At 61.5% G+C, this 17,169-nt stretch carries 14 protein-coding genes and 1 pseudogene; 13 read left to right on the top strand and 2 right to left on the bottom strand.

Translation table 11 applies throughout. From position 1 onward, the window contains the following. Window positions 1–178: 178 nt before the first annotated feature. Window positions 179–1,287, top strand: a protein-coding gene (locus XARJCFBP2528_RS13285) for an IS3 family transposase (RefSeq protein ID WP_102596805.1) whose coding sequence is annotated in 2 segments (ribosomal slippage) — window positions 179–431 and window positions 431–1,287 — 1,110 coding nt in all. Because the reading frame shifts where the segments join, the coding sequence is not laid out codon by codon here. Between the two features lie 49 nt (window positions 1,288–1,336). On the opposite strand, the pseudogene XARJCFBP2528_RS13280 reads toward XARJCFBP2528_RS13285, so the two are convergent. Beyond that, a pseudogene (locus XARJCFBP2528_RS13280) lies at window positions 1,337–1,753 on the bottom strand (lytic murein transglycosylase); the annotation flags it as partial. Between the two features lie 574 nt (window positions 1,754–2,327). Here XARJCFBP2528_RS13280 and XARJCFBP2528_RS13275 point away from each other — a divergent pair. From XARJCFBP2528_RS13275 to XARJCFBP2528_RS13245, 6 genes are all read left to right on the top strand, one after another. After that, the gene (locus tag XARJCFBP2528_RS13275) at window positions 2,328–3,194 is read left to right on the top strand and encodes a TauD/TfdA family dioxygenase (RefSeq protein ID WP_080591427.1); all 867 of its coding nucleotides are present in this window, start codon (window positions 2,328–2,330) and stop codon (window positions 3,192–3,194) included. Beyond that, window positions 3,187–4,230: a sulfotransferase family protein gene (locus tag XARJCFBP2528_RS13270; protein WP_026064893.1), complete on the top strand. Its 1,044-nt coding sequence runs from the start codon at window positions 3,187–3,189 to the stop codon at window positions 4,228–4,230. The genes XARJCFBP2528_RS13275 and XARJCFBP2528_RS13270 overlap by 8 nt, the downstream gene beginning before the upstream one ends. Before the next feature lie 61 nt (window positions 4,231–4,291). After that, the gene (locus XARJCFBP2528_RS13265) at window positions 4,292–5,470 is read left to right on the top strand and encodes an aminotransferase family protein (protein ID WP_026064894.1); all 1,179 of its coding nucleotides are present in this window, start codon (window positions 4,292–4,294) and stop codon (window positions 5,468–5,470) included. 26 nt (window positions 5,471–5,496) lie between these two features. Next, entirely contained in the window at window positions 5,497–6,156 is a 660-nt protein-coding gene (locus XARJCFBP2528_RS13260) for a 2OG-Fe(II) oxygenase (RefSeq protein WP_016904837.1), read from the top strand. 7 nt (window positions 6,157–6,163) lie between these two features. Beyond that, window positions 6,164–6,739 carry an AAA family ATPase gene (locus XARJCFBP2528_RS13255; protein WP_039816955.1) on the top strand — a complete coding sequence of 192 codons (576 nt, stop codon included), beginning with the start codon at window positions 6,164–6,166 and terminating at the stop codon, window positions 6,737–6,739. Between the two features lie 60 nt (window positions 6,740–6,799). Further along, a protein-coding gene (locus tag XARJCFBP2528_RS13245; RefSeq protein WP_102596805.1) for an IS3 family transposase occupies window positions 6,800–7,908 on the top strand; the annotation gives its coding sequence in 2 pieces (ribosomal slippage) (window positions 6,800–7,052 and window positions 7,052–7,908; 1,110 coding nt in all). Window positions 7,909–7,960: 52 nt separating this feature from the next. Here XARJCFBP2528_RS13245 and XARJCFBP2528_RS13240 read toward each other — a convergent pair. Then, window positions 7,961–8,221 (bottom strand): XAC0095 family protein, encoded by a 261-nt coding sequence (locus tag XARJCFBP2528_RS13240; protein WP_016904386.1) that lies wholly within the window; start codon window positions 8,219–8,221, stop codon window positions 7,961–7,963. 169 nt (window positions 8,222–8,390) lie between these two features. Between XARJCFBP2528_RS13240 and XARJCFBP2528_RS13235 the strand changes: the two genes are divergently transcribed. The 6 genes from XARJCFBP2528_RS13235 (at window position 8,391) to XARJCFBP2528_RS13210 (ending at window position 17,013) form a co-directional block, all read left to right on the top strand. Continuing rightward, the gene (locus XARJCFBP2528_RS13235) at window positions 8,391–8,978 is read left to right on the top strand and encodes a restriction endonuclease subunit S (RefSeq protein WP_016904387.1); all 588 of its coding nucleotides are present in this window, start codon (window positions 8,391–8,393) and stop codon (window positions 8,976–8,978) included. Between the two features lie 15 nt (window positions 8,979–8,993). Continuing rightward, window positions 8,994–10,502, top strand: a complete 1,509-nt coding sequence (locus XARJCFBP2528_RS13230; protein WP_016904388.1) for a type I restriction-modification system subunit M — start codon at window positions 8,994–8,996, stop codon at window positions 10,500–10,502. Between the two features lie 85 nt (window positions 10,503–10,587). Further along, a complete protein-coding gene (locus XARJCFBP2528_RS13225; RefSeq protein WP_016904389.1) occupies window positions 10,588–11,592 on the top strand; it encodes a virulence RhuM family protein in 1,005 nt (334 codons plus the stop codon). Between the two features lie 125 nt (window positions 11,593–11,717). Then, entirely contained in the window at window positions 11,718–12,986 is a 1,269-nt protein-coding gene (locus tag XARJCFBP2528_RS13220) for a restriction endonuclease subunit S (RefSeq protein WP_026064792.1), read from the top strand. Then, window positions 12,983–16,273, top strand: coding sequence for a type I restriction endonuclease subunit R (locus tag XARJCFBP2528_RS13215; RefSeq protein ID WP_016904391.1), 3,291 nt, complete (start codon window positions 12,983–12,985; stop codon window positions 16,271–16,273). The genes XARJCFBP2528_RS13220 and XARJCFBP2528_RS13215 overlap by 4 nt, the downstream gene beginning before the upstream one ends. Further along, window positions 16,270–17,013 carry a M48 family metallopeptidase gene (locus XARJCFBP2528_RS13210; protein ID WP_026064793.1) on the top strand — a complete coding sequence of 248 codons (744 nt, stop codon included), beginning with the start codon at window positions 16,270–16,272 and terminating at the stop codon, window positions 17,011–17,013. Before XARJCFBP2528_RS13215 ends, XARJCFBP2528_RS13210 begins: the two co-directional genes overlap by 4 nt. Window positions 17,014–17,169: the final 156 nt, after the last annotated feature.

Raw genomic sequence — 17,169 nt, 5'->3', positions numbered from 1 at the left:
ACTACATCGAGATGTTCTACAACCCCAACCGCCGCCACGGTTCAACTGGCGACTTGTCCCCTGTAGAGTTTGAACGGCGCTACGCGCAACGAGGGTCTGACCCACCCCCTGAAAACTGAGCCACGGTAAAGTAGAGACTTCGGCAGCATGGGCCCCCGTAGCAACGAGGATTCAAGCGATGAAGAAGTCACGATTTACCGAAGAGCAGGTGGCCTACGCGCTCAAGCAGGCCGAGCTGGGGATGGCGGTCGGGGAGATCTGCCGGAAGATGGGCATAGCCGAGGCCACGTTCTACGTGTGGCGCAAGAAATACGGTGGGCTGGGCCCGTCCGAGCTCAAGCGCCTGCGGCTGCTGGAAGAGGAGAATCGCAAGCTCAAGCAACTGGTGGCCGACCTTAGCTTGGACAAGGCGATGCTGCAGGAGGTGGTCACAAAAAAGCTCTGAGGCCTGCCCAGCGACGTTCCTGGGTAGGCAAGCTGCATGAGCGTTTTGGGGTCAGCCTGCGCCGCGCGTTGCAGATGATGTCGATGTCCCAGTCCAGCTACTCCTACAAGGCCAAGGCGCGGGACTGCAGCGCGGTGCGCATGCGAATGCGGGAGATCGCCTTGAGCCGTGTTCATTACGGGTGCGAGCGGGTTTTCGTAATGCTGCGCCGGGAAGGCTGGCGGGACAACCACAAGCGCATCCATCGCATTTACAAGGAGGAAGGCCTGTCTTTAAGGCATTGTCGGCCTCGTCGCAGTCGCAGTGCACGCCGACGGCAACCGATCAAAGTGGCCACTGCGCCCAATACCCTGTGGGGCATGGACTTCGTCAGTGATGCGCTGTTCGATGGCCGTCGCTTCCGGTTGTTGCCGGTACTGGATCACTTCACGCATGAGTGCCTGGCCATCGTCGTAGACCAGTCCTTGCGGGCCGACGATGTGGCCGAGGCAGTGACCCGGTTGGCCGCTCAACGCGGCAAGCCGGAGGCGATCAAGGTGGATAACGGCAGCGAGTTTGCCGGCAAGGTAATGGACCGCTGGGCGTATGAAAACGGCGTGGAGCTGGACTTCTCCCGCAGAGGGACACCGACCGACAACGCGCTGGTGGAAAGCTTCAACGGGCGCCTGCGGCAGGAGTGCCTGAATGAGCACTGGTTCTTGTCACTGGCCGACGCGCGGAGCAAAATCGAAGCGTGGCGGCGCTTCTATAACGAGGAGCGACCCCACAGTGCACTGGCATGGAAAACCCCTGAGGAATTCGCCCGAAATTGCGGGTCCCAAGCGAATTCCCAGGCGCCGTAGAAGGTCGAATTCTCTACTTTCGAATGGCACGGTAATCGGGGGTGGGTCACGGATCCACACCGTATTGCTGCTGCAACTTCTGAAAGAGGGCGTGCTGGCTGATAAGTAGCTGCTGTCCTTCCTGGATGGCGGAAGGTGTGACATGCGCGTCGAGATACTCCCATAGATAGCGGGTGAATTCGGGTTGCTGCTGATTTAGTGCCTGCACCGATGGATCGGGTGTGACACCAGCGAATGCGTTATCCAGCGTGGAGGGTTCAATGCCGGCGGCAAGCGCACGCTGGCGGAAGTCGGCCAGCCACTGTTCGAAGCTCGCAATGGGTGCGGGATCCTGCTGTTGCGCACCGGCCTCGGTTGCGGAGGAAGCGGCTGTTTCGGGAGCGATGGCTTGCGCTGCTACGCTGGTTGCGGCCACACAGACGCTGACACCGAGCGATAAACGCAAAAGGCGCGAAGGTATGATCATGAGATACCGGAGGTGGTGTTTGAGCGGTCAATCTAGCCCCCCCTGTTCCCCGGATGTAATTATTGCAGCTATACGCCTTGAGCCGCGATGGGCAATCAATCGAGGGTTGGCAGGAATTCGCCCCCGGTAAAAAAAACAGCTGATTGCGTCCTAACGCGTTGTCGCCGCAAGAATTTTTCGCGAAAAATCGATTGGCTCAAGCACGTTGGAGCAGCTCCTAGCGCAGATGCGGCCACCGCACCCAGTTGGCGGACCCAAAAGACCATCGCAGCCAGTGCAACGCCAGGAGGCTGATGCTCAGCCTGTTGGGGAAGGTATGGATCATCCTCAGCGTCAATGCCTTCGTCGTCCCATCCATAACTTCGGTGCCAGGTTGTTGCACTTGGACCTTAAGTGGCCGACGATAATGACAGGCTCGACTAAGGCGCGCTCATGAGCAGATTGCTGCGCTATTTCGTCGAGTACATAAGAGAGCATGTTAGGCGACAACATCTCGATCCTGGCGCAAACCTGACGCCTGGGTTTCTCTTCAGAGCGTCATGCGCCAAACTTAATCGCCATCAGATGAGGTGGTATGCAAAGTCGTTTCAGCGGTTGGTCTGCACAGGTGCTTGATGCGGACGATGTCACAGCAGTCATGCGTGACGTCGGCAGATATGGATTCGCGATTGTCAGGGATCAATGGCGATTCGACGCATCCGATTTTAAGCAGATGTCGGCGCGCTATTGTCTTGGCCCGATGTATCAGTCTGACTTCAATCGTCGCCTGCACACGGAAGGCATGTCGCCGTCAGGCATGAACCAGGTCGGTGGCTTGACCACAGGCGTGCATGATGTCTTCAACAGAACGTCAAGCGCGGCATTGCACACTGACGGTTCGTATCTACCCATCGGCACGATCAAGACCTCAATCCTCCTTTGCAAGCAGCACGCGCTGCGTGGCGGCGAATCGATCCTGTTCGACAGCGTGTCGGCATTTCAGACGCTTGCCCACCATCACCCGGATCTCGCCCAATGCCTCCTTTCCCCAAAGGCGTTCCGACGCAGGTCTACCGATCTGCGGCTAGATAGGCAGTACGAGCACGTCGGCCCGATCTTCCTCGCAGAAGAAGACGGCGCAATGGTTGGTGGGTTTACCCTGGACGTGACGGCCGACTGGGACTATTCTCGGCGCATGGACCCGAGAGTGCTTGATGCGGCTGCTTACTTGACGCGTCTCACCAAGCCGGACAGCGGCTACACATTGAGTTTTCCGCTGCGAAAGGGGCAAGCATTGATCATGCGCAATGACCAGCTCTCGCACGGACGAAGCGCCTACGTCGACGATCCGGGCAACCCGCGTATTCTGCTGCGAGGCCTGTTCCTCTCAGCCCCTGGCGCATGCGCAGCGCAGACACGGTCCGCCGCGCTCCGGTCGAAGGTCCCCCGCACGAATGGCTGAGACAACGGCGCCACTGCTTGCGTCTCAGTGGTCCTTGTGGATGTCGTACCCCACCAGCGAACTTGCGGCACGCATTGGTAGCGATCTTGCAAAATACCCGATCGACCCGCCCAGGACCTCGGCGATCGTCGAGTTCGTTCGCGAGTACCGGAACAGTGGAAGAAGCTGGAGCAGCAAAGGGCTGCGAGGTGACGAGGTGATCGCACCGCTGCTCGGCTTGGCAAAGCATTCGCCAGAGGTTTTTGATCTCTTGCGCGCGAAAGTCGCCCAGGCGGAGCACAACAAATGGGTCGGCGGCAGCATGAACGACACTGTTGCCACGGCGCAGAAGCAGTACACGAAATTCGTCATCGTCTCGACGCCCCGTTCCGGGACGCACCTGTTGCGCACGCTGCTCGGCTCCCACCCATGCATCGAGATGCATGGCGAAGCATTCAATCGGTTCGGTCAGCACTTGCTGCCCTATTCCGTACAGGATACCACTGCGGAACACATCCTCAATCGACATCTGTTCCGCCCGTACTTTGAGTACGTGCAGGCTGTCGGGTTCGTGCTCTTTCGCGATCTCGACTCTGAATGGGGGGGCGTCAATGTCTGGGAGACGTTGGCTGGCTTGCCTGAACTGAAGATCATTCTGCTGGATCGACGCAATCGCCTTGAGCGCATGGTCTCTCTGAGAAAAAGCCTGCTCGATCATGTCTGGTACGTCGGCAGGGACGATGAGTCCGCGCGTGGGTCTGTCCGGCTGTCCGTAGCGCAAAAGGAACTCGTAGATTTCATCGATCACGACCTTGCCAATCGCGCCGCGTTCTGCGAACGCTTCGGCCACTACGACATCCTCTCCATCGAATACGAGCAACTGCTCGACAACCCTGAGAGCACACATGCCGAGCTGCTCGCGTTCCTGGGGGTATCGGTCGTACGACTGGAACCGGGAACCGGTAAAAAGGAAACAGCGTCGATCTCATCGATAGTTGAAAACGACGCGCAACTGAGATGTTCGATTAAAGGGACACCCTATGAACGCTACATCTAGGCCGCGCGGTTATTGGCCGCCGTATACGCCAATGACCCTTGAGGATTGTCGCCCCAGGATCGTGCGCGGCGCAGGGGTTTATCTCTACGACGATGCGGGCAAACCCTATCTGGACGGCATCTCCGGCAGCTACAACCACTGCCTCGGTCATTCTCACCCGGCACTGATCGACGCCGTCAAACGGCAGATGGACAGCCTGGTGCACGCGTGCAACATCGGGACGAGTACGCTCCTACCCGAAGCGCTTGCAGAGCGGCTAGGCGATGTATTGGCGCCCGCCGGACTCGTACATACGTTCCTGGTAGGAAGCGGCAGCGAGGGGGTCGAAGCCGCAATGAAGATGGCTTGGCAGTATCAACGCGGTCGCGGGCAGCCACAGCGGATAAAAGTCGTCGCCATCGACGGTGCGTATCACGGCTGCACGCTTGGCGCGATGCTCGCGACACGACGCCCCTTCATCAACGAAGGCTCCTTGGCGCTTGTCGAAGAGTGCTCAATGACGATGCCACTGCCGCAGAGCATCGACGACGTGGCAGAATGGGAAGCGCTGCTTGCCGAGCATGGATCGACCGTGGCGGCGATCATCATCGAACCGGTGATGGCGATGGCGGGAACCCGGCAGTTTCCAGCTGGCTTCTTGCGAGTCCTGTCGTCGCTCGCCAGGGCGTACGATATCCCCCTGATCTTCGACGAAGTGTATTGTGGCATCGGACGCACCGGGGTCCTGTGCGAGTCAGTGTCCCAGGGCGCGAATCCGGACATTGTGATCTTCAGCAAATGTCTCGGCGGCGGCTTCCCGATCACCGCCGTCATGACGACTGCCAAGATCGCCGATGTCTTCGCCACACAGCCGCTCCCGTTTTTCCGCCACGGCCATACCCAGTCCGGCAACCTGCTGGGTTGCCGCGCAGCTTTATTCATTCTCGAGCACCTGGATGCCGAGGATTGCTACGAACGGGTCAAAGCGAAGGGCACGCGCTTGCTGCAGGCGATTCGTGACCGTCTACCCGCGACCGACGATGTCGTGAGTGTGCAAGGGAAAGGACTGATGTTGTCGATCACCTTGTCGTCGCCAGCGGCATGTAGCCAAGCGCAATACGACGCGCGTCGACACGGTCTGTTCCTTGGCGCTGCGGATCGACATCTCAAGCTCGCGCCGCCGTTCATGATCGATGACGCCGAGATCGACGAGTTGGCGCAACGATTGAGCCATGCGATAGACAAAGCATCGCATCACTGACGCTTTCTTTTCGTACGAGGGAGAACATGACGTCCGCATACTTCGCGCTCAGGCAGATTGCAGGAGGAACGCGCCACGACGCGCCGTTCCAATGGGGAGAACTGCAGAACATATGGCAAAACGACGCTTTGGCGAACAAACTCGCAGATGAATTTCCGACAGAGGGATTCAACTTCCGGAAACGCAACGGCGGGCATTTTTATCGACGCACGATCATCCCTCTGGGCTCGTTCGGCGTCGACCAGTCAGCGGCGCTAACGGATGCGTGGCAGGCGATGTGCGGCGAGCTCGTGTCGGAGGACTTCAGGTCCGCAATGTCCCACTTTTGCGGAACGGACCTGAGCAAATTCCCGATGGAGGCCATTGCGTTTCGTGGAGGGCAGGACACCCATTACCTGCCCCACGTCGATGCATCGTTGTGCCAGGGATTTCGCCTGATCATCTACTTCAACGCCCACTGGGAGCGCGACTGGGGCGGGCTGCTTCGCATTCTTGATCCACGCAATCACCATGACGCGCGCCACGTTGTGCTCCCCATTGTCGGAAATGCGACAGTGATCATTCGCGATGGGGCCTACGAAGACACGTGGCACGAAGTGACGCGGCTGTGCACCACGGGGAGCGTTACTCGCAACACGCTCAATGTCACCTACTATGCGCCCGGGACCACAAGCACAGCCCAATGACGCGAGGATGCCATTGTTCCACCACGATAGACAGTTCGTCATGCTCTATGGCCCGCCAGCCGTCGGCAAATTGACCATTGGGAAGGCGCTAGCGAATCGGCTGTCCGCATGCCTGTTTCACAATCACCTGACCTACGATCTCGCCATCGAGCTACTGGGTGCCGATAGCGGCTTCGATGCGCGCAGGCAGTTTGCGTGCAAACTCAGGCTCCATGCGCTGGCGCTCCTGTTTAAGTCCGACTCCCGCGCCATCATCACGACGTTCTGCTACGGCGGCCCGGAGGACGACTGGTACATCAACGCGCTGAAGACGCTCTGCGCAGATCATCTAGTGACGCCGCACTTTGTTCAGCTCAGCGCGCAGCGCAGGCAGCTTCTGGACAGAGTCGAAAACATCGACAGACGCGCTTTCGGAAAGGTGAACAGCAGTAGTGAACTCTCAGTAATCCTGCAGCAATGCGCATATACGCTCGCGATCCGAGCAGACCACCATCTTTGCCTTGATACATCCATGCTATTGCCAGATGACGCCGCTCTTGCGATCGTGACGTGGAGTTGGCGAGGTAATCCCCCCGCGAAGTAGCAGACGCCAGAAGTGGAATTTNCGGCAGCATGGGCCCCCGTAGCAACGAGGATTCAAGCGATGAAGAAGTCACGATTTACCGAAGAGCAGGTGGCCTACGCGCTCAAGCAGGCCGAGCTGGGGATGGCGGTCGGGGAGATCTGCCGGAAGATGGGCATAGCCGAGGCCACGTTCTACGTGTGGCGCAAGAAATACGGTGGGCTGGGCCCGTCCGAGCTCAAGCGCCTGCGGCTGCTGGAAGAGGAGAATCGCAAGCTCAAGCAACTGGTGGCCGACCTTAGCTTGGACAAGGCGATGCTGCAGGAGGTGGTCACAAAAAAGCTCTGAGGCCTGCCCAGCGACGTTCCTGGGTAGGCAAGCTGCATGAGCGTTTTGGGGTCAGCCTGCGCCGCGCGTTGCAGATGATGTCGATGTCCCAGTCCAGCTACTCCTACAAGGCCAAGGCGCGGGACTGCAGCGCGGTGCGCATGCGAATGCGGGAGATCGCCTTGAGCCGTGTTCATTACGGGTGCGAGCGGGTTTTCGTAATGCTGCGCCGGGAAGGCTGGCGGGACAACCACAAGCGCATCCATCGCATTTACAAGGAGGAAGGCCTGTCTTTAAGGCATTGTCGGCCTCGTCGCAGTCGCAGTGCACGCCGACGGCAACCGATCAAAGTGGCCACTGCGCCCAATACCCTGTGGGGCATGGACTTCGTCAGTGATGCGCTGTTCGATGGCCGTCGCTTCCGGTTGTTGCCGGTACTGGATCACTTCACGCATGAGTGCCTGGCCATCGTCGTAGACCAGTCCTTGCGGGCCGACGATGTGGCCGAGGCAGTGACCCGGTTGGCCGCTCAACGCGGCAAGCCGGAGGCGATCAAGGTGGATAACGGCAGCGAGTTTGCCGGCAAGGTAATGGACCGCTGGGCGTATGAAAACGGCGTGGAGCTGGACTTCTCCCGCAGAGGGACACCGACCGACAACGCGCTGGTGGAAAGCTTCAACGGGCGCCTGCGGCAGGAGTGCCTGAATGAGCACTGGTTCTTGTCACTGGCCGACGCGCGGAGCAAAATCGAAGCGTGGCGGCGCTTCTATAACGAGGAGCGACCCCACAGTGCACTGGCATGGAAAACCCCTGAGGAATTCGCCCGAAATTGCGGGTCCCAAGCGAATTCCCAGGCGCCGTAGAAGGTCGAATTCTCTACTTTCGAATGGCACGGTAATCGGGGGTGGGTCACCTTCAAACAGAAGCGTGCAGCGTCGCCGGCCAGCGTGCCTCATCAAGAATCAGACGCACCTGCTCTGCCAGCAACTCTAGACAGAGCGCCAGCTCGTCCATGCGAATCGCCAGTTGCGGAGCCTGCTCTTCTGCGCGCGTGCGCGGCTCCGCAATCCGCGCCAGAAAACGCATGTGCTCGCCAAGCTTCTGCAGGCGGTCCTGCGCGTGCTCGGGCAGGTAATAACCCAGCACGGAGCCATCACCGTCAAAAGATTGCTTCATTCTTTTCTCCGATCGCACACCGCATGGCCTGTTCTCACGGCAGGAGACACCGCTCCTTGACCATGAGATTACCAAGCAACCGGCCTTCGCGCATCAATTTTTATTGCATCAAAGCAAATGAAGCAAAATTTTATTGACAAAAAATGGATTCCACCTCATTGTGCGCTTCATGGTCAATCATGCACTTATCGCCACCCTTGCCAAGCACGCGGACGTCCGCATGGGCTATCCGTTTCGCGGGTCGATTCCTGAGGTTGCCGGGGGCAGCGTGCGCGTCGTCCAAATCAGGGACGTTCCACGCACCCGGCTCTGCACCTACGACACGCTTGTCGCAACAGAGGTGGAAGGTCGTAAACACCCCGACTGGCTCCTGGATCAGGACATCGTGTTCATCGCCAGAGGGGCCAACACCTTCGCGGCGCTGGTGCAGGCACCGCCGCCACGCACGCTGTGCTCCCCGCACATCTATGTCATCCGGGTGAAGGCACCGCAGCAGTTGTTGCCCGCCTTTCTCGCGTGGCAACTCAATCAGGCGCCGGCACAACGCTATCTGCGCCAGTCGGCCGAGGGCAGCAACCAGCTGAGTATCCGCCGCACGGTGCTGGACATGACCCCCATCCGCCTGCCTCCACTGCCACTGCAGCACGCGGCCATTGCGCTAGAGCAGGCCGCACAAGCAGAGCGCGCCGCCTTACACGCGCTGATCAACAACCGCGACACCGAGCTGGCGATCCTCGCCGAGCGCCTCCTCGCCTAAAACCTTGGATACCCCATGAGCAAGACCGATATCGCCCAGGACACCATCAATGCCGCCGTCTGGGGCGCCTGCGACACCTTCCGCGGCACCGTGGACCCCAGCGTCTACAAGGACTATGTGCTGACCATGCTGTTCCTGAAATACGTCTCCGACGTCTGGCAGGACCACTACGACGACTACAAGACCAAACACGGCGACAAGCCCGGCCTGATCGAAGAACTCCTCAAGAGTGAGCGCTTCGTGCTGCCGCATAGCGCCAACTTCTACACCCTGTACGACCAGCGCCACCGCCCCGGCAATGGCGAGCGCATCGACAAGGCCCTGCACGCCATCGAAGACGCAAACCTGGGCAAGCTGCGCGACGTGTTCCAGGACATCAGCTTCAATGCCAACAAGCTGGGCGAGGAACAGCAGAAGAACGATCTGCTGCGCCACCTGCTGGAAGACTTCGCCAAGCCTGCGCTCAACCTGCGCCCCTCGCGCATCGGCCAGCTGGACATCATCGGCAACGCCTACGAGTACCTGATCAAGAATTTCGCCTCCAGCAGCGGCAAGAAGGCCGGCGAGTTCTACACCCCGCCGGAAGTCTCCGCGCTGATGGCGCGCCTGATGGACCCGCAACAGGGCGATGACATTTGCGACCCCACCTGCGGCTCCGGCTCGCTGCTGCTCAAGTGCGGCCGCCTGATCCGCGAGCGCACCGGCAGCGGCAAGTACGCGCTCTACGGCCAGGAGGCCATCGGCAGCACCTGGGCGCTGGCCAAGATGAACATGTTCCTGCATGGCGAGGACAACCACCGCATCGAGTGGGGCGACACCATCCGCAACCCCAAGCTGCTGGCTGGCAACCACCTCAGGGACTTCGACATCGTCGTGGCCAACCCGCCGTTCTCGCTGGAAAAATGGGGCCACGACAGCGCCGGCAACGACCCGCACGACCGCTTCCGTCGCGGCCTGCCGCCACGCACCAAGGGCGACTACGCCTTCATCCTGCACATGATCGCCACCATGAGGCCGCGCACCGGCCGCATGGCGGTGGTGGTGCCGCACGGCGTGCTGTTCCGTGGCGCCGCCGAGGGCCGCATCCGCCAGAAGCTGATCGACGAAAACCTGCTGGACGTGGTGATCGGCCTGCCGGAAAAGCTGTTCTACGGCACCGGCATCCCCGCCGCGGTACTGGTGTTCCGCACCAAGAAGAAAGACAAGAACGTACTGTTCATCGACGCCAGTCGCCACTACCAGGACGGCAAGAACCAGAACCTGCTGCGCGAAAGCGACCTGCAGCGCATCCTGGACACCGTGCAGGCGCGCCAGAATGTGGACAAGTACGCCTACCTGGCCAGCCCGGCCGAGATCGCCGGCAACGACTACAACCTCAATATCCCCCGCTACGTGGATACGTTCGAGGAAGAAGCAGAAATCGACCTGATGGCCGTGCGCCGCGAGCGCGAACAACTCAAGGCCGAGCTGGCCAGGCTGGAAGAGCAGATGGCTGGCTACCTCAAGGAGTTGGGGTATGAGTAAGCGCTCACCGCTATCCCCGGCCAGCGAGAGCCAAGGCACTGGCGCATCAGAAAGCTGGCCGCCCATCGCCTCCCAGAGCGAACTGGTGCTCTACACCACCGAGGACGGCGCCACCCGCTTCTACCTGCGCGCCGAAAGCGGCAGTGTCTGGCTAAGTCAGTTGGAACTGGCTGCGCTGTTCCAGACCTCCGTGCCCAACATCAACATCCACATCAAGAACGTCCTGGCCGAAGACGAGCTGCAGGCCGGGGCAACCATTAAAGATGACTTAATGGTTCGCACCGAAGGCGGCCGCCAGGTACGGCGGCCGCTGAAGCTCTACAACCTGGACATGATCCTGGCCATCGGCTACCGGGTGAAATCCCCGCGCGGCACCCAGTTCCGGCAGTGGGCCACCACCCATCTGCGGGAGTACCTGGTCAAGGGCTTCGTGATGGACGACGCGCGCCTGAAGGACCCGGCCGGCTGGGACCACTTCGACGAGCTGCTGGAACGCATCCGCGAGATCCGCACCTCGGAGAAGCGGTTCTACCAGAAGATCCGCGACCTGTTCGCGCTGTCGGTGGACTACCGCGACGACGACACCGCCACCGGCCAGTTCTTTGCCATGGTGCAGAACAAGATGCTCTACGCCGTCACCCAGAAGACCGCCGCCCAACTCATCGTGGAGCGCGCCGACCCCGACCAGCCCAACATGGCGTTGACCGGCTGGAAGGCCGGCCGCGTGCGCAAGACCGACGTCATCGTGGCCAAGAACTATCTGCACGCCGAGGAAATCACCCAGTTGAACCGCATCGCCGCGATGTTCCTGGACTACGCCGAGGACCGCGCCAGCCAGCGCCAGGACCTGCGCATGGACGACTGGCGCCAGTACGTGGACCGCTTTGTCGAGTTCAACGAACGGCCGCTGCTGAAAGACGCCGGCACCGTCAGCCACGAGCGCATGCAGCAGATCGTGCATGAGCGCTATACGGCGTTCGATGCCAAGCGGCGCAAGGCGGAGGCGTTGGCGGCGGATGTGGAGGACATTGGGGCGCTGGAGTCGATAGAGAAACTGGCACGCAAGGGAGGCAGTCGTGCTTCCGAATGAGAAGAGTCACGTGATGCAAAAAATATATATTTCCTGCTCAACCGCCAAATTTGTATGTGGCTTCTTGCCGGAGTCCCACATCGCATTCACCGTCGCTACTAAGAAAAGCTACAAGGAAAGCCCTGATGCTACCTAAAGGTTGGAGTCGCCGACCGCTCCATGAGGTCGCGGACGTGCGTACCGGCGTGGCGAAGGGAAAAACTGGGCTGATTGATCCGGTGGAACTTCCCTATCTGCGTGTGGCAAACGTGCAGGACAGCTTCATCAACCTCAGCGAGGTAAAGACGATCGAAGTGGAACGGCATCAAATCGATCGTTATTCACTCAAGGCGGGTGACATCTTGATGACCGAGGGCGGCGATTTCGACAAACTGGGCAGAGGCGCTGTTTGGAACGGTACGCTCGATCCCTGCCTGCATCAAAACCACGTCTTCGCAGTCCGTGCCAAGCGAGAGCTGGTCAATCCATTGTTCTTATCCGCGCTATCCGGGAGCGAATACGGACGTACCTATTTCCTGAGTTGCGCCAAGCGCAGCACCAATCTTGCAAGCATCAACTCTTCGCAGCTGAAGGCTTTTCCCGTTCTACTGCCCCCCATTTCGGAACAACACCGCATCGCCCACATCCTTTCCACCTGGGATCAAGCAATCGCCACCACAGAGCGTCTGCTAGCCAATAGTCGTCACCAGAAGACGCTGCTTTCACAGCAAGTGTTGACCGGCAAGTGCCGTCTTGCGGGCTTCACTGCAAGTGGGCACAAGAGGGACACGCCCTATGGCTCGGTGCCAGTGGAGTGGGACTATCCCCGAATCGGTGATGTCGCCGCGGAAATCAGCGATAAATTAGGCGATTCAGAGCCCTATCCCGTCTTGTCTTGCACCAAACACCACGGGCTGGTCGATTCACTGAAATACTTCAAAAAACAGGTGTTCAGCGCAAATACGTCCACCTACAAAGTTGCTCCTCGGGGCTGCTTGGTCTATGCAACGAATCATATCGACGAAGGCTCCATCGGCTATCAGAATTTGTACGACGCTGGTCTGGTCAGCCCTATGTACACAGTCTTCAAGGCAAACGATAAAGTCGTTGATGCCTACCTGTTTGCGCTTCTCAAGACAGAACACTATCGCCAAATCTTCGCATCTGCGATCAATGCATCGGTAGACCGCCGCGGAAGCCTGCGCTGGAAGGATTTCCAACGCATCCACATTCCTTTGCCCCCCGTAGAGGAGCAGCAAGCGATTGCGAATATGTTGGCTCGAGCCGGCCACGAAGTTGAGTTGATCAAGAGCCAGCTGGACCTGCTGCGGGAAGAGAAATCCGCGTTGATGTCCCAACTCCTCACCGGCAAGCGCCGCGTGCGCCTGCCCGCCGATGAGGCCGCACACGCATGAACCACAGCGCCCCCGACACCCGCGAACAGGCCAGCGCGCAGCTGCCCGCCCTGCACCTGCTGTGCAACCTGGGCTGGCAGTACCTGAGCGCCGCCGACTGCCTGGCGCTGCGCGGTGGCACCCGCGAGGTGCTGCTGCTGCCGCGGCTGCTGGAGGTGCTGCAGACACGACGCTACAGCTACAAGGGCCAGGCCTACCCGCTCTCGCCCGGCGCCATCGACCAGATCGTGCGCGAGCTGTCGGCGCTGCCGCTGGGCGAAGGGCTGCTGGCCGCCAACGAAGCGCTGTACAAGCGGCTGGCGCTGGGCATCACCGTCACCGAGTTCATGCCCGACGGCAAGAAGCACCAACCCACCATCGCCGTGATCGACTGGACTGACCCGGCCGCCAACCGCTGGGACATCACCGAAGAATGCGAGGTGCTGTCCGCGCAGGGCACGCACACCCGCATCCCGGACATCGTGGGCTACGTCAACGGCCTGCCGCTGGTGGTGATCGAGGCCAAGCGCGCCGATGCCGGGCATGCCGGCAAGTCGATGGTCAATGAGGGCATCAGCCAGCAGTTGCGCAACCAGCGCAGCGAGGAGGTTCCACAGCTGTTTGCGTATGCGCAGCTGCTGCTGGCCATCAGCCTGACCGAAGCGCGCTACGGCACCACGCTCACCCCGGCAACGTTCTGGGCGCGCTGGCGCGATGAGCAGTTCGACCAGGCGCACCTGAGCCGCGTCAAAAATGCTGCCCTGCCCGCCGCCACGCGCGACGCGCTGCTGGCGGGCAAGCCAGCGCCGCTGCGCGCCTATTGCCAGGCGCTGTGGGCGCAGCCGATGCTGCCGACCGAACAGGACCGGCTGCTGGCCGGCCTGCTCACCCCGGACCGGCTGCTGGAGGTGCTGCGCAATTTCGTGCTGTTCGACCGCAAGGTGGGCAAGCTGGTGGCGCGCTACCAGCAGTTCTTCGGCATCCGCGCGCTCCTGGCGCAACTGCGCAAGCTCCGGCCCGATGGCGGCCGCGAGGGCGGCGTGTTGTGGCACACCACCGGCTCGGGCAAGAGCTTCACCATGGTGTTCCTGACCAAGGCGCTGCTGCTGGACCCGGCCCTGCAGGAATGCCGGGTGCTGGTGGTCACCGACCGCACCGACCTGGAAACCCAGCTGGCGCGCAACTTCCTCAGTGGCGGCGCATTCGGCTCGGCCGTGGCCACCCGCAAGGACGGCGAGCGCAGCAAGGCCACCACCGGCCGCGACCTGGCCCGGCGCATCGGCCAGGGCAACGAGCGCATCACCTTCTCGCTGGTGCAGAAGTTCACCACCGCCGCCAAGCTGCCCGAGTGCCGCAACCCCTCGCCCAACCTGATCGTGCTGGTGGACGAGGGCCACCGCAGCCACGGCGGCGAAACCCACGAGCGCATGCGCAAGGCGCTGCCCAACGCGGCCTACCTGGCCTTCACCGGCACCCCGCTGCTGAAGAACGAGAAGACCGCCAACAAGTTCGGCCCGATCCTGCACGCCTACTCGATGCAGCGCGCGGTGGAAGACCAGACCGTGGCGCCGCTGCTGTACGAGGAGCGCGTGCCGGAGCTGGACGTCAACGAAGCCGCGGTGACCCGCTGGTTCGACAAGATCACCGCCGGGTTGTCCGAGGCGCAGAGTACCGATCTCAAAAAGAAGTTCGCCGGCAAGCGCGCGGTGTATGGCGCCGAAAACCGCATCGAGCTGATCGCCTGGGACATTGCCGCGCACTACCACGAGCACGTCAAACCGCTGGGGCTGAAGGGCCAGGTGGCCACCGACAGCAAGCGCGATGCGATCCGCTACAAGCGCGCGCTGGACGACACCGGCCTTGCCAGCAGCGCGGTGGTGATCTCCCCGCCCGACACGCGCGAGGGCAACAGCGCGGTGGACGAGGACACCTTGCCTGAGGTGCAGAAGTGGTGGAAGCAGACCATCGTCGATGCCCGCATCGCCCCGGAAGACTACGAGCGCGAGACGGTGCAGGCCTTTGGCGGCGAAGGCGACCCGGACCTGCTGATCGTGGTGGACAAGCTGCTCACCGGCTTCGACGAACCGCGCAACGGCGTGCTGTACATCGACAAACCGCTCAAGGGCCACAATCTGATCCAGGCGGTGGCGCGGGTGAACCGCCTGCATGATGCCAAGCGCCACGGCCTGCTGGTGGACTACCGCGGCATCCTGACCGAGCTGGACACCGCCGTGCGCGCCTACCGCGACCTGGAAACGCGCACGCAGGCCGGCTTCGACGTGGCCGACCTGGAAGGGCTGTATCGCGCCGTCGGCACCGAGTACAGACACCTGCCCGTCCTGCATGCGCGGCTGTGGGCGTTCTTCGACGGGGTGGCCAACCGGCGCGATCTCGAACAGTTCCGGCAGCGGCTGATTCCGCATTTCGTGCGCGGCGCCGATGGCCAGGACTACGACGACCGCCAGGCGCTGCGCGAGGATTTTTATGCGGCATTGACCGACTTCGGCCTGTGCCTGCAAACCGCACTGTCCTCGCGCAGCTTCTTTGAAGACAGCGCCTTTCCCGATGCGTTGATCGACCGCTACAAGCAGGATCTGCGCTTCTTTTCCGGGCTGCGCCTGACCGCGCGCCGCGATGCGATGGAGACGGTGGACTACAGCATCTACGAAGACCAGATCCGCAAACTGGTGGACAAGCATGTCATCGGGCGCGAAGTCCGCGAACCCCAAGGCGCCTACGTGGTACACGCGCTGGGCCAGCCGCAGGACCCGCAGAGCTGGTCGGACGACAAGACCCGTAACGAGGCGGACCTGATCCAGACCCGCCTGCGCAAGACCATCGAGCAAGACCTTGCCGGCGACCCCTACGCGCAAAAGGTCTTCGGCGAACTGCTGCGCCAGGCGATCGCCGAGGCCGAAGCCATGTTCGACCACCCCTTGAAGCAATACGCGGTCTTCAAGGCATTCGAGCAGCGTCTGGAAGCCGGGCAGACCCCCGGCATCCCTACAGCGCTGGCCGACAACCGGCATGCCAGCGCCTATTTCGGCGCCATCAGGCTGGAATTGGGCGAGCAGGCGCTCAACGCCCGAACTGCCGACCAGATGGCCGAGCTGGTGGCCCTGGCCATCCGCATCGACGAGGTGGTGCGCACGGCCGTGGCAGAACATTCCTTGAACCAGCACAGCATTGAATCGCAGATCCGCCAGACGCTGCTGCCGCCCATTTTCGACCTGCTCGGACTTGACCACGCCAAGGCGCTGGTGGAACAGGTGGTCCACATCGCACGCATTGGGCTCAGCCGCGCATGACAGCCGACCAGGGCGCGTCCCACATGGTGGTGCGCTATGGCGAACGCCGCATCCACTGCCAGATCCGGCGATCCGCGCTGCGGCGCAGCCAACGCGTGGCCATCCATGTGGAACCGGACGGCCAAGTGCGGTTGGACGCCCCGCTGCACGCGGCCGATGCGCAGATCAGGCAGGCACTGCTCCAGCGCGCGCGCTGGGTGCATCTGCAGTTGCTTGCCATCGAGCAACGCCAGCACCACCTCACGCCGCGCGAGTACGTCAGCGGCGAAACCGTGCTGTACCTCGGGCGGCGCTATCGCCTGAAGGTGGTGCTTGCCGACCAGGCACCCGACGTGCGCCTGCGCGGTGGCCATGTCGAAGTTCGCGTCCCCACACCCGCACCCGATGGCGTGCGCACTGCATTGGGCCAATGGCAGCGCGAGCGCGCCAAACACCTCCTGCCGCAGAGGGTGACCAACATCGCCGCCCCGCTACGCTGGATCACAACTGCGCCGCCGGTGTCGCTGCGCACCATGCAGCGTCGGTGGGGCAGTTGCTCCCCACTCGGCAGGATCACCTTGAACCTTGGCCTGATCTGCGTGCCAGGGCCGTGCATCGACTACGTTGTCCTGCATGAACTGTGTCACCTCAAGGTCTACAGCCACGGCAAGGCCTTTTATCGCCTGCTCGACATGCACATGCCGGACTGGCGAGCAGTGAAGGGCCGCCTGGACGCCCTGGCTGAACTGGCATTGCGGTGAGATGCCGCACAACCGTTCTCCAGCGCACTCCGATGCATCGACCTAAGCGACAGTGCTCGCCAAGTGACCCGCCATGGCGTGACGAGCGGCGCTAGCGACAGCGTTCAGATTGCTCGGCACCCAACGCTGCGCACCGGGCAATGTCTAACGCGCCAC

The sequence above is a fragment of the Xanthomonas arboricola pv. juglandis genome (genome assembly GCF_001013475.1).
Taxonomy (GTDB): Bacteria; Pseudomonadota; Gammaproteobacteria; order Xanthomonadales; family Xanthomonadaceae; genus Xanthomonas; species Xanthomonas arboricola.
The sequence above is the reverse complement of the archived record's forward strand: the minus strand, read 5'-3'. Positions and strand labels throughout refer to the sequence as shown.

What these genes read in the sequence shown, in the direction of transcription:
- XARJCFBP2528_RS13215 (WP_016904391.1), top strand. Translation starts at nt 12,983, where the DNA reads ATGAACCACAGCGCCCCCGACACCCGCGAACAGGCCAGCGCGCAGCTG.
- XARJCFBP2528_RS13275 (WP_080591427.1), top strand. Translation starts at nt 2,328, where the DNA reads ATGCAAAGTCGTTTCAGCGGTTGGTCTGCACAGGTGCTTGATGCGGAC.
- XARJCFBP2528_RS13270 (WP_026064893.1), top strand. Translation starts at nt 3,187, where the DNA reads ATGGCTGAGACAACGGCGCCACTGCTTGCGTCTCAGTGGTCCTTGTGG.
- XARJCFBP2528_RS13260 (WP_016904837.1), top strand. Translation starts at nt 5,497, where the DNA reads ATGACGTCCGCATACTTCGCGCTCAGGCAGATTGCAGGAGGAACGCGC.
- XARJCFBP2528_RS13230 (WP_016904388.1), top strand. Translation starts at nt 8,994, where the DNA reads ATGAGCAAGACCGATATCGCCCAGGACACCATCAATGCCGCCGTCTGG.
- XARJCFBP2528_RS13235 (WP_016904387.1), top strand. Translation starts at nt 8,391, where the DNA reads ATGGTCAATCATGCACTTATCGCCACCCTTGCCAAGCACGCGGACGTC.
- XARJCFBP2528_RS13255 (WP_039816955.1), top strand. Translation starts at nt 6,164, where the DNA reads ATGCCATTGTTCCACCACGATAGACAGTTCGTCATGCTCTATGGCCCG.
- XARJCFBP2528_RS13240 (WP_016904386.1), bottom strand. Translation starts at nt 8,221, where the DNA reads ATGAAGCAATCTTTTGACGGTGATGGCTCCGTGCTGGGTTATTACCTG.
- XARJCFBP2528_RS13220 (WP_026064792.1), top strand. Translation starts at nt 11,718, where the DNA reads ATGCTACCTAAAGGTTGGAGTCGCCGACCGCTCCATGAGGTCGCGGAC.
- XARJCFBP2528_RS13210 (WP_026064793.1), top strand. Translation starts at nt 16,270, where the DNA reads ATGACAGCCGACCAGGGCGCGTCCCACATGGTGGTGCGCTATGGCGAA.